11 protein-coding genes are annotated in these 16,432 nt (G+C 45.7%); 10 read left to right on the top strand and 1 reads right to left on the bottom strand.

The annotated features are described in order from the left end of the window. A partial coding sequence (locus tag VK541_RS16000) for an MFS transporter (protein ID WP_324371322.1) occupies positions 1-453 on the bottom strand: 453 nt, incomplete at its 3' end. A 148-nt stretch (positions 454-601) separates the two neighbouring features. Here VK541_RS16000 and VK541_RS15995 point away from each other — a divergent pair. The 10 genes from VK541_RS15995 to hisD form a co-directional block, all read left to right on the top strand. Then, complete coding sequence (locus VK541_RS15995; protein WP_324371320.1) at positions 602-2,860, top strand: heavy metal translocating P-type ATPase; 2,259 nt, start codon at positions 602-604, stop codon at positions 2,858-2,860. Positions 2,861-2,880: 20 nt separating this feature from the next. After that, positions 2,881-3,087: a heavy-metal-associated domain-containing protein gene (locus tag VK541_RS15990; RefSeq protein ID WP_324371318.1), complete on the top strand. Its 207-nt coding sequence runs from the start codon at positions 2,881-2,883 to the stop codon at positions 3,085-3,087. Further along, positions 3,084-3,647 carry an AraC family transcriptional regulator gene (locus tag VK541_RS15985; protein WP_324371316.1) on the top strand — a complete coding sequence of 188 codons (564 nt, stop codon included), beginning with the start codon at positions 3,084-3,086 and terminating at the stop codon, positions 3,645-3,647. The genes VK541_RS15990 and VK541_RS15985 overlap by 4 nt, the downstream gene beginning before the upstream one ends. A 677-nt stretch (positions 3,648-4,324) precedes the next feature. Beyond that, entirely contained in the window at positions 4,325-7,537 is a 3,213-nt protein-coding gene (locus tag VK541_RS15980) for a TonB-dependent receptor (protein ID WP_324371314.1), read from the top strand. Between the two features lie 21 nt (positions 7,538-7,558). Then, on the top strand, positions 7,559-9,370 hold the full coding sequence (locus VK541_RS15975) for a RagB/SusD family nutrient uptake outer membrane protein (RefSeq protein ID WP_324371313.1): 1,812 nt from the start codon (positions 7,559-7,561) through the stop codon (positions 9,368-9,370). A 58-nt stretch (positions 9,371-9,428) separates the two neighbouring features. Next, positions 9,429-11,285, top strand: coding sequence for a sodium:solute symporter family transporter (locus VK541_RS15970; protein WP_324371311.1), 1,857 nt, complete (start codon positions 9,429-9,431; stop codon positions 11,283-11,285). A gap of 22 nt (positions 11,286-11,307) precedes the next feature. Next, on the top strand, positions 11,308-12,123 hold the full coding sequence (locus VK541_RS15965; protein ID WP_324371309.1) for a glutamine amidotransferase: 816 nt from the start codon (positions 11,308-11,310) through the stop codon (positions 12,121-12,123). A gap of 16 nt (positions 12,124-12,139) precedes the next feature. Continuing rightward, on the top strand, positions 12,140-13,354 hold the full coding sequence (locus tag VK541_RS15960) for a hypothetical protein (RefSeq protein ID WP_324371307.1): 1,215 nt from the start codon (positions 12,140-12,142) through the stop codon (positions 13,352-13,354). Continuing rightward, a complete protein-coding gene (locus tag VK541_RS15955) occupies positions 13,355-15,514 on the top strand; it encodes a hypothetical protein (RefSeq protein WP_324371306.1) in 2,160 nt (719 codons plus the stop codon). A 10-nt stretch (positions 15,515-15,524) separates the two neighbouring features. Next, on the top strand, positions 15,525-16,432 hold a 908-nt coding region (gene hisD / locus VK541_RS15950), incomplete at its 3' end, for a histidinol dehydrogenase (RefSeq protein WP_324371305.1).

Raw genomic sequence — 16,432 nt, 5'->3', positions numbered from 1 at the left:
CAGTGTGGGCGCCACCATAGGTGAAGCACCTAAAACGAGCATCAGCAAGGCAAATACTTTAGCGTTGTCTTCTACAGGAAACAAATCCCTGACCATGGTGATCGAGGCCACACCTGCAGCACAGCTGCCGATGGCCTGTATAAATCTGAGGCCAATAAAAGTATCGACATCAGTCACGAAAGCGCAGAGGATAGAAGATATGATATAGACCAACAGACCGATATACAAAGGTTTTTTCCTGCCAAAACGATCCAGTAAAGGACCATAAAGCAATTGCCCGCCGGATATGCCGATGAAAAAACTGGACAGCGACCAGGCTACTTTGCTTTCTGTAGTACCCAGGTCCTGCGCTATGGCTTTAAACCCGGGCAGGTACATGTCAATGGAAAAAGGACTTAAAGCAGTAAGAGAGCCCAGAATAAGGATGAGGAAGAAGTATCTTTTTTTAGTCATGGTTTGCTGGCACAAATATAGGACTAGAGCGGCTAAAGTAGAGATCATTAAAAGGTCATTTATCCAAATTATATAAGTTTAAAACTGGATTATATAAGCGCCCAAGAACAAGCCTGCCGTACATTTGTAGTGTTAAATATAAAACAGCATGGCCGAAGTAAAAAATATAAATACCTTATCGCTGCCCGTACTGGGTATGAGCTGTGCAGCCTGTGCGGTAAGTGTAGAATCTATGATCTCCGCGCAGGAAGGAGTAGCGCAAGCCGAAGTAAACTATGCCACCCAAAAAGTAAAAGTAAGCTACGACCCTGCAGTGACCAGCCCTGCTAAATTCCAAAAAGCGGTACAGTCGATCGGATATGATCTGATCACCGATACGGACACGGAAAAAGGCAATGAAAAACAGGAAGAAGCACAGGCTTATCATTATAAAGCGTTAAAAAAGAGAACCATTGCCGCTGCCATATTAACCATACCTGTAGTGATAACCGGCATGTTTTTCATGGATCTGCCCAATGTAAACTACATGATGCTTGTGCTTACTGCACCCGTGGTCTTCTATTTTGGCAAGAGTTTCTTCATCAATGCCTGGAAACAGGCGGGACATGGCAAAGCCAATATGGATACGCTGGTCGCCCTGAGCACCGGTATCGCCTTTATATTCAGTGTGTTCAATACGATTTATCCGGAGTTCTGGCACAGCAGGGGACTGCATCCTCATGTCTATTTTGAGGCCGCTGCGGTGGTCATCGTGTTCATCATGCTGGGCAAACTGCTTGAGGAAAACGCCAAATCAAATACTTCAGGTGCCATAAAGAAACTTATTGGTCTACAGCCTAAAACTGTGCTGCTGATTACTGAAAAAGGAGAGCAGGAGATTCCTGTAGCCGACGTGCAGAAAGGAGATAAGCTCCTGGTCAGGTCAGGAGAGAAGATCCCGGTAGACGGCACCCTTTACGAAGGAAGCTCTTACGTAGATGAGAGCATGCTCAGCGGGGAACCTGTAGCGGTACTGAAAGAACAAGGCAGCAAAGTATTTGCAGGTACCATCAATCAAAAAGGCAGCTTCCGCTTTACTGCGGAAAAGGTAGGCAGTGAAACCATGCTGGCACAGATCATTCAAATGGTGCAGGACGCCCAGGGTTCGAAAGCCCCTGTGCAAAAGCTGGTTGACAAAGTCGCAGGTATATTTGTGCCGGTGGTTATGTTTATTGCTGTAATCACGCTGGGCATCTGGATGCTGGTTGGGGGCCAGCATGCCTTTACACAAGGATTGCTCGCTATGGTTACCGTGCTGGTCATCGCCTGCCCGTGTGCACTGGGTTTGGCTACGCCAACTGCCATCATGGTGGGCATAGGTAAGGGCGCCGAGTCAGGGATCCTGATAAAAGATGCGGAAGCACTCGAGCTGGGCTATAAGGTAAATGCGATAGTATTGGATAAAACAGGAACCATAACTGCCGGAAAACCAGTTGTTACTGCCATTCACTGGTACAAAGACCTGAGCGAAGAAAACGGTCTGCCGGAACAAATATTTGCCGCGTTAGAGCAAAGTTCTGAGCACCCGCTGGCCGAGGCAATTTATAATGAATTGAAAGCGAAGAACGTAAAACCGGTTGACATTACGGATTTCGAAAGTCTAACCGGGATGGGGGTGAGCGGTATCTATAACGGTAAAAAATATATAGCAGGAAGCCATAAGGCAGTTAAGAATCAGCTTATAACCAGCGGACTGCAGGATGAAGCTAAAGGATTGCTGGAACAGGCTAAAATATTGCAGGAACAGGCACAAACAGTCATTTACTTTGCCGATGACACCAAAGTGCTGGCCGTGGTGGCTATTGCCGACCAGGTCAAAGAAGGATCACCACGTGCGGTGACAGAATTTAAAAAACTGGGGATTGCTGTATACATGCTGACCGGAGATAATGAGCAGACAGCGGCGGCTGTAGCAAAGCAGGCGTGCATAGACCATTATCAGGCAGAAGTGCTTCCTTCGGATAAAGCAGCATTCATCAAAAATCTTCAGCAGGCAGGAAAGGTAGTAGCTATGGTGGGCGACGGCATCAACGACAGTCAGGCGCTTGCTCAGGCCGATGTGTCGATAGCTATGGGTAAAGGATCAGACATTGCCATTGATGTGGCAAAGATCACCCTGATCTCCTCTGACCTCCAGCAGGTGCCAAAAGCCCTGCAGTTGTCGAGGCTTACGGTGAAGGCCATCAGGCAAAATTTGTTCTGGGCATTTGTCTATAATTTGATTGGTATACCGATTGCGGCAGGAGTATTATATCCGTTCAACGGGTTTTTATTGAACCCGATGATTGCAGGAGCGGCAATGGCACTCAGCTCAGTGTCTGTAGTAAGCAATAGCCTGCGTCTGAAATTAGCAAAACTTAATTCATAAATTATTAAATTTAAACAGATATGCACACAATTCAATTCAAAACGAATATAAAATGCGGTGGCTGTATAGCTACGGTGACACCATATTTAGACAAGATCAGCGACAAATGGAGCGTGGATATTGACAATCCTGACAAGGTACTGAGTATAGAAACAGAAGAAGCGGTAAATCCTAAAGAAGTAGTAGCAATGCTGGATACCGCAGGATATAAGGCAGAGAAAATATGATCCTTTATGTAAAAAATATGGTTTGCGACCGCTGCATCATGATTGTAGACCAGCAGCTGAATAATTTCGGTTTTTCAGTAAAAGATATTTCACTGGGGAAGGTTGAAGTGGAACCGGAGCCCGATTCCGCACAATTGCAGGATATTGGATCCGCGCTGCAAGTACTGGGCTTTGAGCTGATCGATAAAGAAAAAGACCAGCTCATAGAGCAGGTCAAAAACGAAGTGATCAATCTGGTACATTATTCAGATCTGAATGAGATCAAACAGAGCCTGATGCACATCATTGCAGACAGACTGAACAGGGAATATACTTACCTGAGCAGGTTGTTTTCAGATGGGGAAGGGATCACGATAGAGCGCTACATCATCCAGCAGAAGATAGAAAAAGTGAAGGAGCTGCTGGAATACGGAGAGCTCAACCTCAATGAGATCTCTTATAAAATGGGTTACAGCAGCAGCGCGCACCTGTCTGCACAGTTTAAAACCATAACCGGTATGTCGCCCAGCAAATACAAGTCTGCGACCGATCAAAACAGAAAGCCTTTGGACAGGGTTTAAACACGTACTCCGTTCTTCTCATGGTTCCTCCATACAGTAAAAGGGCACTATTACCTTCGGGATCAATGGTGTTTTTTTTGATTTTTATATTTGTGAATGCGAATTCAAATCTTTTGAATCCATTTTTCTTTACTAAATCACTCAAATATCATGTATCATAATCAAATTAAACCGGAACATTCTGTTGGCTGGTTTTCTTTATAATGTATTGTTGTATAGATATTTGTGATTAAAGTATCTATTGAGATTTTAAAATCACCAGGTTTTAATTAAAAATATCCGGCTGAATGTAAGATTTATTTGGTTATTTAAAATATATAATTAAATTTGTTCTATATGAATACGTAATCATTATTACAAGATCAACGCACCGAAGTAAATTGGTGGATCGGTAAAAATTGTATATGACACGATGAAAATGTCGTCATTTCCATTTATAGAATGGAAGGAATCAATAATTGAAGCGGTTGATGGTGTGAATAGGGGAGTCTGATGAATAGCGGGAGGGTGCCAAGGGAAAGGTGCATTTTTTTAATAATATTTGAATACGTATGCATTATAGATGTAACTCATAAAAGTAAACAGAGGAGGAATGAAAGGGAATTATTGAGACTTATGGGAAATGATTGAATAAAATAAAACCACTAATATAACCTAAACCTTAAAACCATTATTCTATGCATTTTTTTACAAAATTCAGGCTTCCTGACTTTGTCGTCAGAAAGCTGCTAAACGGAAACTTTGACCGGGTTTCCCTGGCCTGCATGAGCCCCGCATTCCTGTTGCTCTTCATTTGCTGCACGGCGCCGGCATCCGTGATGGCGGCAACAAATTTTTATGAAAACGGGAATACTTATAGTCCAATAATAAATAGTGCATCTTTTGTACTTCATGGGACAGTTGTGGATGAGAAAGACCAAACATTGCCCGGTGCTACTGTTGTGCTAAAAGGGAGTAAAAACGGCGCTACCACTGATATCAATGGCAAATTCATACTGGAAATTCCAACAGAACAAGATTCAATTACTGTGAGTTTTGTTGGTTACAAAAGTCGGACGGTTTTTGTGGGAAGTAATAGAACTATGACCATTAAGCTGGAGTCTGATGAGGAAAATCAGAAACTGAACGAAGTCCAGATTGTAGGCTTTGGTACCCAAAAAAAAATTACAATGGTTGGTGCTGTTTCATCTGTCAGCGTTAAGGAGGTTCAAAAATATTCCACACCTTCTTTAACCAATGCCATTGCCGGCAGACTTTCCGGTGTCGTTACCCGTCAGACTTCGGGAGAGCCGGGCTACGATGCTGCCAAAATATTTATCCGCGGATTGGTTTCACAAAGCGGATCAAATGCACCTTTAATTATCGTTGATGGGGCGGAGCGTGAACTTAATGGTTACTGGACTAACATGAACATACAGGAAATAGAGTCTTTTTCTGTATTAAAAGATGCCACCTCTACAGCTGTTTATGGCAGCAGGGGTGCCAATGGTGTGGTTTTGATCACCACCAAAAAAGGAACTGTTGGCAAGCCAAAAGTCACTTTCAGGACAGAAGCAGCTATAGTTACGCCATTTAGGTTAGAGGATAATATTGACGGTTACGAATATGCTTCATTGATCAATGAGAACAGACTAAATATGAAAGCCATGGCCGGTATTGATCCAAACTTACCATCTGTACAGCCGGTGTATACTGCTGAACAACTTGAACAGTTTAAAAACGGTTCAGATCCGTACGCGTACCCAAATGTAAACTGGTATGATGAAGTCTTCAGAAAAAACACAAAACAACTAACAAACAACTTAGGCGTGTCGGGTGGTTCGGAATCTGTCAGGTATTATATTAATCTGGGTTATAGTTTACTGGAGGGCATGTATAAGGAAGACCCTGATAGTAAATACGAAACTAACGCCGCAATAAAGCAGTATAATTTCAGATCAAACATAGATGTTAATTTAACAAAGAAGTTTACAATTGCGCTGGGTTTATCCGGAATTATAAAAGGTGCCAATTTCCCTGGTCCGGATAAGAATTCGATTTTTACCCAATTAAAATTATACAGTCCGATTACCAGCGCGAAAACGCTTCCTGACGGCAGTGCCCCGGCAGGGCCTAATATCGACCAGAGAATTAATCCTTATTCACTGGTTACCAAAACCGGCTATACGAAGCAATACTATACTACGCTGATCAGTAACTTGAGTGCCAAATGGGATTTAGCATCTGTAACCCCGGGCCTGTCGGTAAGTGGATTGCTTACTTATGATGTTGTAGATATTACTCAAAATGTGCGCAGGGAATTCCCGGCCACCTTCAGATATAATCCCTTTACAAAGGTATATACTCCTGTACAATTGCCAAGCCCATTGGGGCTTAGTCTTCAAAACGAAAATTATAAGACTGCGTACGGTCAGTTTTCGATTGATTATAGCCGTAGCTTTGGTAAGCATAATGTTTCGGGAACGATTTTGGGAAGCAGAAGGGAATATACGAATGTCAACACTGGCAGTTCAATAGACAATCTTCCACAAAGAAGACAGCATGCGGTGGGCCGTTTGACTTACAATTTCGATTCCAGGTATTCGCTGGAAGCGAATGCAGGGTATACAGGCTCGGAAAATTTCCTTAAAGGGAGAAGATATGGATTGTTTCCTTCTATAGGAGCAGCCTGGATTGTGTCGAATGAGCGTTTCTGGAATAAGAATGTGGTGAGTACATTAAAATTACGTGGTAATTATGGTGTAGTAGGAAATGACCAGATTGGGCAGAGGTTTCTGTTTCAGTCAACATTTAATCTTGGCGCTGCTGGCTATACTTTTGGTTTCCCGCAGGTTATCAGCGAAAATGGAAGAAGTGAAAATTTTATAGGCAATCCCAACGTTACCTGGGAAACAGCTTATAAAACAGATCTGGGTATGGACCTTGAGCTGCTAAACGGCAAGATTACACTTACAGCAGATTTATTTCATGAGCGCAGAAAAGGACAGCTTCTAAGGCGTCAGGTGGTTCCTGCATATGTAGGGTATCCAAGTTCTATTATTCCTTATGCCAATGTCGGCGAAACTGAAAACAAAGGAATTGACGGCAGCTTTCAGTTTAGAAATACGACTAAAGGCGGTCTGTATTATTCAATTAACGGAACGTTTACGTTCGCGAAAAACAAAATAACGGAGAATGATCAGCCACCTCCGCAATACCCATGGCAGGATTTCAGGGGCCAGCCTATAGGTGCAAACCTGGGTTACGAGGCCATAGGCTTTTTTAAAGACCTGGCAGATATCAGCAGCAGCCCTGTACAGACCTTTGGTACGGTTGGTCCCGGCGATACAAAGTACAGAGATGTGAATGGCGATAATAAAATAGACGTTTCGGATCGGGTATTCATAGGCAAATATGGCTCAGAACCTCAAATGGTATTCGGGCTTGGCGGTACCGTTGCCTATAAAGGTTTTGATGTGACCGTATTTTTTATGGGAAATGGCAGAAGAGATTTCTTTTTCACCCAGGGCTTTACCGCATTTCCGTTTCGCAGCAATGAAGGGGAATATAATGTAATGCAGATGGTGTATGATCAGAGATGGGTCCCGGGGGCTGACAATACAAACGCAAAATTCCCTGCAGTCAGGGCATTGAGCCAAAATAACAGCCAGACCTCTACTGTGTTTTTCCGGAACGGCGAATATTTACGCCTGAGAAATGCAGAGTTAGGTTATACGTTGCCGGCCGGTGTTGCCAGAAAATTATCCATGACCAGTATCAGAATATTTGCCCAGGGAACCAATTTAGCAACCTGGGATAAAATTAAAGCCATTGACCCTGAATCTGACTTTGGAACAGGAACTTATCCGGTCTCAAGAAATTTCAATTTTGGGCTGGAAGTTAATTTTTAATGTACTACTAAATATAACATCATGAAATCAATTATAAGTTTATTTTTTCTGGCAGTAATTCTTTTTACTGCTTCATGTAAAAAGGGTTTCCTTGATAAGATTCCTGACGGGGATTTAACACTTGACCAGATATTCCAGGACCCTGGTCATACCAGGGGCTATTTAAACAATGTTTATTCTCATATGCCTAAGGAAGGTGCTATGGTAGATCCCCCGGCCCCAAATCCTTACAATGGTATATCGGATGATATGGAGATGAGCTATGAGGCCAGCCAGTCCAATAACTGGAATGCCGGCAACTGGAACAGCTCAAGCGAGGGTGCTGGTCTATGGACGGATCTTTATACCGGGATAAGGAAGGCCAACGTATTTCTGGAAAACGTTAGTAAACTTGTTCCAAGCGAATTTGCATCGCAGGAACGGATAAACCAATGGAAAGCTGAAGCCACTTTTCTCAGGGCGTTTTATCACTTTTTATTGATGAGGGTTTATGGCCCTGTTCCAATTATGGACAAGACTGTCGGCTTAGATGAGGACTATCTTAAATTCAGGCGCCAGCCCATTGATAAATGTGTGGATTTTATAGTGGCCGAATGCGATAAAGCTGCAACAGGATTGCTGCCCAGGGTCGCCGATCCGGCAGACCAGGGAAGGCCGTCAAAAGCTACAGCCTTAGCGTTAAAGGCCAGGGCACTGTTGTATATGGCCAGTCCGTTGTGGAACGGCAATCCAACCTATTCGAATTTTACAAGTGATGGGGTAAGATTATTTCCTGATGCAGATGCCAGCAGATGGCAGACAGCAGCAACTGCAGCCAAAGCCTGTATTGACCAGTCGCTGACAGCAGGATACAAACTTTATAACAACAATCCAGATCCCTCACTGAATTATCAGGAGTTATTCTGGAAAAACTTTAATGAAGAAGTTTTATTCGCCATAATAGGCGGGGGCGTGGATGATGGTTATGCCGAACCACGCGGATTTGTTGACGCTGACTTCGGTCTGATCAGCCCCACACAAAACCTCGTAGATGCCTATGAGACAAAAGAGGGTGTGCAGCCTGTCCTGGGTTATAACGCCGACAATACGCCTATCCTTAATCCCGATGCCGTTACATATGCGGATGACGGTCAGACCGCAACAGCAACCAGTAATTATGTAGCTGGCACCCGTGGCATGTATGTTAACCGTGATCCCCGTTTTTATGCAAGTATTATCTTCACCGGACAAAAATACAAATGGACCCGCACGACCAACCCAAGGAGCACTCCTATACAATTTTGGAGGGGTGGGTTTGATGGCAGGCTTGCCAACGGGCACTATGCTGAAACCGGGTATTTATTGAAAAAGATCGGCCATCCGGATTTTAGCCGGACCCCAAGAGTTGTTCCCCAGAGAAGCTGGATATTCTTCCGCTTGGGAGAGCAATACCTGAATTATGCTGAGGCATTGAATGAGGCCCAGGGGCCTGTAGGAGATGTTTATACCTATGTAAACCTGATCAGGACCAGGGCAGGAATGCCAAATTTGCCTGCAGGATTGTCAAAAGACCAGATGAGGGAAAGGATCAGGCATGAACGCAGAATTGAGCTGGCATTTGAGACGCATCGTTTCTTTGATACCCGCCGATGGAAAATTGCTGAAGTTACAGATAATGCAATCATTTATGGTTTGGATGTGCAGGCAACAGGATACAATATGTCAAGTGATGCATTCTATAAAAGAACTCCATTAGAGAAGAGGGTCTTCGATCCCAGCAAACATTATTTGTGGCCTATTCCCCAGGTTGAGATCAATAAGAATCCTAAACTGGTGCAAAATCTGAACTGGTAAATCAGCATGCACAGATACAAGCAAGATGCTTTATTTTTAAGTAGATAAAAATGAAATTATGATTTGGGCTCAATTAGACATTTGGATTGTTGCGGTATACATTTTACTCATGCTGGGTATTGGATTCTGGCACCGCCGTTTTGCCAATAAAAGCATGGACAATTTTTTTCTTGGCGGGAGAAAGATTCCCGGCTGGCTGAACGGCATTTCCTATACCTCTGCCTTGGTGAGCCCTGATGCGGCGACCGGGTATGGCGGATTGGCCGTTGCTACTGGCGGATTTATCTGCTGGTGGTATTTAAGCCGCTTTGGACTGGCTTTATTTTTAGGGGGGGTACTGTTTGCTTTCTTTTGGAGAAAGCTCAATCTGTTCACTTCTCTTGAATTTTATGATCTGAGATTCCCAAAACGTTCTGCAGCGGCCATGAGGCTATGGATTGCCATCCGGACTTCACTGATTGCGATGCCCGCATGGACGGGGATCACACTCCTAGCTGCCTGTAAAATCATGGGCCCGGCATTCGACCTCAGCAAAATACAGACGCTTTTCCTGGTTGTTCCAATATCTCTGCTCTTCGTATTTTCTTCGGGATATAAAGGCGTAGTGATCTCGAATTTTATACAGATGATCATCTTTTTTGCCGGAACGCTGATGCTTGCTTATCTCACGTTGAAGCACTTTGGCGGAGCAACAGCCATGGTTGAGGCCATTACCGGCAAATTCGGTCCGGTAAGTACCGAGATCTTAGGTTCAGTGCCACCCGAAAAACACGCCATATTTCCCCTGGCTGCGGCTTTCGGATGGCTTTTCGGACAAAGTATCGGCTATGGCGGCGATGCTGCCCCTATGGGTGGCGCAATGGAAGGTCAGCGTATCCTTTCAACGCGCACACCCGCGGAAGCATTAACCATGTATGTCGTCGCGGCGATATCCATGTTTATTTTATTGTTACTGGTTACACTTCCCAGTATAAGCGCGGCGGTCATGTGGCCTGAACTTCGGGAAGCTGGTGCTGACCGCGAACTGGTTTACGGAAAGTTAATGAAAGCATTGCTGCCTGCAGGCGCAATGGGTTTAATGATCGCGGCCATGCTTGCCGCCACCATGTCAACTGTTGGCGATAACCTCAATTTTGGCAGCCAGGTATTGGTCAGTGATATCTATAAGCGCTGGTTCGTTCCCGATGCAAAAGAAGGACACTATCTCCATATGGGAAAACTGGGCATGGTCATTATACTCGCCCTGTCTGTGGCTGTAGTCTTTAATGTCCTTATTATCACCGATGTGGCCATATTTATGCTCTCTTTAAGTGCTGCAGAACTACCAGCTAACTGGGCGCAATGGTGGTGGTGGCGTTTCAATGGCCCGGCAAGGGTAGCAGCTTCCTTTGGAGGAGCAGCCATTTTCTGCCTGGTTGTAGTCGGACCGAAATTGCTGGTTTTGGCTGGAGTATCTGGCGCTTCCGCGCTGATCATTCCCTGGTACTGGCAAACCTTGCTGGTCATGGGGATTACCACTTTGCTTTGGGTTGTTGTCGCACTGGTGACCAAACCAGATCCGGAGCAGCTGCTCAAAGACTTTTACCTCAGGGCACGTCCCCTGGGGTTTTGGGGACCCTTTCGCAAACTGGGCAGCACCAGTACCAAAGCATCTGTCAGGCCAATCCTTGCAGGTTTGCTGATCGCTGTATTGGGGGCGGTTGCTGTTGCCTTGTTTATTCTTGGGTTCACACATGCCTGGTTTGCACGCTACCTGGCAAGTGCTGCTGTATTGACAATTGCCATTGTACTCTTCATTATATTCTGGAAAATGGCACAACACTACCTCATATTTCTGGAGATCAGGCTTGATGATGAGCCGGATGCAAAAGAAACACCAGGTCATGTCATTTCAATCAAGAAATCAAACCTTTAAAAACACGCATAAATTTTATTAGATGAAACAAATGAAAAAAGAAATCAATTCTGACCGCGAACATGTCCTTTACCTGGGTGACTGGGTTTTCAGTGTGGGTCCTTTATTTATTGAAACGCCATTCGGTACAGAGACAAAAGATGCCGATCTGCATTTTTATGGGAAACGCCTGGTGCAGGCGATCGATCCGCTGGTTGATGTGACCAGTATGGCCAACTGGGAGCTGTACAGAATGCAGCCTGGCCGGCTTGAAGAAATTTTAGATCAGTCAAAGGGGCTCATCATCAGCGATGTTGAAGCCAAATGCTTCCATCTTTTCCCAAGCTTTTTTGACCGTGCGCAGCGTAAAGATACAGTAGTCACCTTTCCAGACCGGCTGACCTCTATTAAAACCTGGATAGAAGATGGCGGCGGCCTGATGATGCTCGGAGGCTGGTTGTCATTTAGCGGCGCTTTAGGCAAATCAGGCTGGGGGCGGAGTTCATTCTCAAACGCACTTCCGGTCCAGTGTATGGCTACCGAAGACCTGGTTGAATCATCAGCTGGCTTTACTGCCGAGGTCCTGGAACCGGAGCATCCGGCAGTAAAGGGACTGGCATGGGATAAATTTCCGCCGATATTCGGGTACAATGAAGTCGCCGCAAAACCGGAAGGCCGGGTATTGGTCCGTGTAAAAGAAACCGGTCATCCACTGGTCGTTGTGGGCGAGTACGGAAAGGGCAGGGTACTGACCTATATGTCCGATCCGGCACCACACTGGGGTATTAATTTCGAACTGTGGGACAGTTACGATGCCTTCTGGCAGCAGTCACTTAACTGGGTGAAGAAAAAAAATTAAATCAAAAAACACACAAATGAGCCAAATATTATTAGCCGGTGCTTCCGTTACAGACATTACACCACCCTTTGAAGTAGGTTTGCTTACTTCATCGGTGAGAGGTGAATATAAACCATTTGAATCCATGAGAACGCCTCTCAAGGCCAGAGTACTGGTGCTAAAATCCGGTGCTGAGGTTGTTGCCATAGCGGCGCTTGATCTGCTCGCACTCAGTGATACTTCGGTTGGTGGCTGGAATGCATTTAAAGAGGGTATTGCCGGGTCCGTTAAAGCCGGTAAAATCATACTTTGCTGCACGCATACACATAATGCACCCGAATCAGGAGCCATAACAGACCTGTATTTGACCGATGCATTTAAGAATTGGCTGAAAGACGTACAGCGAAAGCTGAAACTGGCCATCGAGCAGGCTTTGAATGCGGCTGTTCCCTGCAGTGTTTCCATAGCTTCTGAGGTGCTGGATGGTTTTTCCTTACAACGCCGCATTAAAACACCTGACGGGATCATCATGTCTGATAGCATCCAGCCTATTCGCGAGGACCTTATGGAGCGTGAGCCGGTAGACAGGAGGGTGAAGAGCCTTAAATTTACGAGCGACCAGGGCGTGGTCATTGCCACTTTGGTACAAGCCATTTGCCATCCCGTACATGAAATGTGCATGCCGCATGTATCGGCTGAATTTCCCGGAGAGTTGTGCAATGCGCTGGATGAAACCGGTCTGAATGGCATAAGTCTGTTTCTTAACGGTGCAGCCGGCGATACCAATCCGCCAACGGTATCGATGGGTCCGGAGTCATCGAAAAAACATGGGCTTGCCATGGCTGAAATTGTAGAAGAACAACGATATGCTGAATTGAATGTAAGTTCATTCACATTTCAGCAGAGGGAAATTCAGCTTTCAATAAGGCCGGGTTCAGGTATAACCAATCCATCAGACGCATTGGCGAGAATCAATATATTGACGTTTGGAGACCTGCCTATTGTTTTTTTGCCCGGAGAAATCTTTGTAGAAACCGCGCTGGAAATAGAAAGAAATGCCGGTACAGAACAGGCAATGATTGTAGGATTTTCAGAAAACAGCATCGGATATGTGCCAACAGAAACCGCTTTTGAGGAAGGTGGCTATGAGACCGGGCCGGGCAGGTGGTCCTATGTCGAGCGTGTTGCTGAAAGACGTATCTTAAACGAAACAATGAGATTGATTGGAACTGATCTGGCAAAACCTAATTGAATGAAAACGATGAAAAATATCAAAGCTTTAATTCTGATGATGCTGTTTCTGACGGCCTTATCGGTTAACGTGTCCGCACAAAATAAAACGCTGTACTATTACGGCAGTATTAAAAATGACCTGTACATCTACCTTAAAAACAATGGTTTTGTTCTTAAAACTTATCCTACTCCCGCTGCGGCCATAAAGGCAGCGCCGTCAAATGCGGGCTTGCTGCTGCTCGGGAAAACTTATCCGGAAGCAGATTCCCAAAATTCTATAAGCCTGACAAGTCTTAAGCAGCTCAGTACTAAAAAATTGAAAGTATATATCGAATATCCTGCAGCTTACCCCAACCTGGATCTAAGCAGCAAACCACTTGAAACCCACCTGGAACGTGGTGTGGTCACAACTGATATTTTTGGGAGCAGCCTGCCCAGACTAGCGCTCCTTGGCATCCACAACTGTCATATCTTGCCTGTAAAAGTTGATAGCCCCTTAATTGTGCTGGCAAAGGTTGTCGGTGTAGATAAAGCCGAACTGGGCCTTGACAGTACCACTACTTATCCCTTATTTTTTAGGAAAGACAACGTGCTGATCAGCACAACTGCACTCAGTAATTTTAAAACCGGTCGTTATGGTCCTGAAAAATCAGTGAGACAGGTGCTCAGTTACATCGTAGTACAGGTAACAGGTGCCAAAAATATCCACCTGAAAAACTGGGAAGGCGATGTAAGACCAGCTTTTGGACCAAATGAACCTCTGCCTGAAACGGCCAGGCTCAACAGCATTAAAGCGGGCGTAGAGTGGTTTTCCAAGGGAAGGTTCTATGTGCACCCCGAATGGAAGGCACACTGGTTAAAATACGGTTCCGACGGATTGAAACCAGTTGGCCCGCCGGTAAGCCAGAGCAAACCAAATGGCGATGGCAGTTTGGGTATACTGGAAGGCCATACTTCAACCATTTACTATGACGGCAGCCAGCAGTACCGGTACTGGATGCGGGCCGACGTGCAGGGAGAGGCAAGTATGGCGCTGGCTGCTGCGGGCGCGCTGCTCAATAACGAAGATTTTAAGGCAAGGTCGGCCAGGCTGATCGATTACATGTTTCATACATCAAACCTGCGTGCAGGACCAAAAAATGATCCAAACAGCCCGGCATACGGCCTCATCGGCTGGGCTACTACCAATGCAGGTACCTTTTACGGCGATGACAATTCACGTGCTATACTGGGGGCAATAGCTGCCACCGCCTATCTCAAAAATTCCAAATGGGATAAAGAGCTTGCAGAAGCCATCATGGCAAATTTCAGGACAACAGGCAAAGAAGGTTTTCGTGGTGAACGGCTGGAAGAAGCAGATATCATTCGCAATGGATGGCCCTATTATTATAACCGGAGCGTGATACATCCATCACCGCATTTTGAATCCTGGATGTGGGCATTGTACTTATGGCTTTATGATAAAACAGGTTATGAACCCTTATTGTCTAAAACGAAAGAAGCCATCCGCATTACCATGGCTAATTATCCGGAAAAGTGGAAATGGGGAAGCAGCCTGCAAACCCAGCGTGCGAGAATGATATTGCCGCTTGCCTGGTTGCTGCGGCTTGAAAACACGGAGGAACACCGTCGCTGGCTCGACCTTGTTGCCAATGATATGCTGAAGAACCAGGTGGATTGTGGTGCGATAAGAGAAGAACTGGGAAAAGGCAAGGGTATGTTTAAGGAGCTGAAAAACAACAGTGATTATGGTTCGGACGAGGGGTCTTTAATTACCATGAACGGCCAGGAAATATCATGCATGCTCTACACCAACAATTTTGCGCTCTTTAGCCTGCATGAAGCAGCAAAGGTCACCGGAGATAAAAAATACAGTAATGCGACAGACCGGCTGGCTGATTTTCTGGTCCGGATACAGGTGCGAAGCGAGAAGCATAAAGACCTTGACGGTGCCTGGTTCCGTGCATTTGATTACGGAAAATGGGATTACTGGGCATCAAATTCAGATGCCGGCTGGGGTGCATGGTGCACCCTCACCGGATGGATCCAAAGCTGGATCGTAACCAGCCAGGTGCAGATCCAGCAGCAGCAAAGCTTCTGGGACATTACAAAAAATACGGCGCTAAAAACTACCGGAAAAGCAGTAGTAGAGAATATGATGAAAGCACCACAAAAATAACAGGATCTACATGGCAAGATTTATAAAAAAAGGGAAAAGCGAAGCCGATAAAAAAGGCGATGATCAAAGGGTCAGAGAAACAGTAGAGCGGATCATTAAGGAGATCACAGATCATGGAGATGCTGCAGTAAGGAAATATGCTGAAGAGTTTGACCGCTGGACACCGGCCAGCTTCAGGTTGTCCGATGCGCAGATACGGCAAATCGTAGACGGCACTTCGCAGCAGGTAAAAGACGACATTCTATTCGCCCAAAAGCAGATCAGGTTTTTTGCGGAGCAGCAAAGAGGGTCTGTAAAAGATATTGAAATTGAGACACTACCAGGAGTATTTCTTGGGCATAAAAATATTCCTGTCAACAGTGTAGGCTGTTACATCCCGGGCGGGCGTTATCCGATGGTAGCCTCAGCACACATGAGCATCCTTACCGCTAAAGTTGCCGGAGTCAAACGCGTGATTGCCTGTACGCCCCCTATAAACGGGAAGATACCCGAAGCAACCGTATGCGCCATGCACTTTGCCGGGGCCGATGAGATTTATATCCTTGGCGGGGTCCAGGCGGTTTGTGCGATGGCCATTGGCACAGACACCATTGCGGCAACAGACATGGTCGTGGGGCCGGGAAATGCATATGTCGCCGAAGCCAAGCGGCAACTGTACGGGCGTGTAGGAATTGATCTCTTTGCCCGGCCGACAGAAATACTGGTCATTGCGGATGAGACCGCTGATGCGGAGATGGTAGCTTGTGATTTGCTGGGGCAGGCAGAACACGGGCCCACGTCGCCAGCAGCGCTGATCACTAGTTCCGAAACGCTGGCCCTGGAGACCCTGAAAGAGATTGAACGCCAGCTAAAGGTTTTGCCAACCGCTGATATCGCCGGACCAGCATGGCGCGACTACGGCTCAGTCATTTTAGTAGC

Source organism: Pedobacter sp. (genome assembly GCF_035317785.1).
GTDB lineage: Bacteria > Bacteroidota > Bacteroidia > Sphingobacteriales > Sphingobacteriaceae > Pedobacter.
The sequence above is the reverse complement of the archived record's forward strand: the minus strand, read 5'-3'. Positions and strand labels throughout refer to the sequence as shown.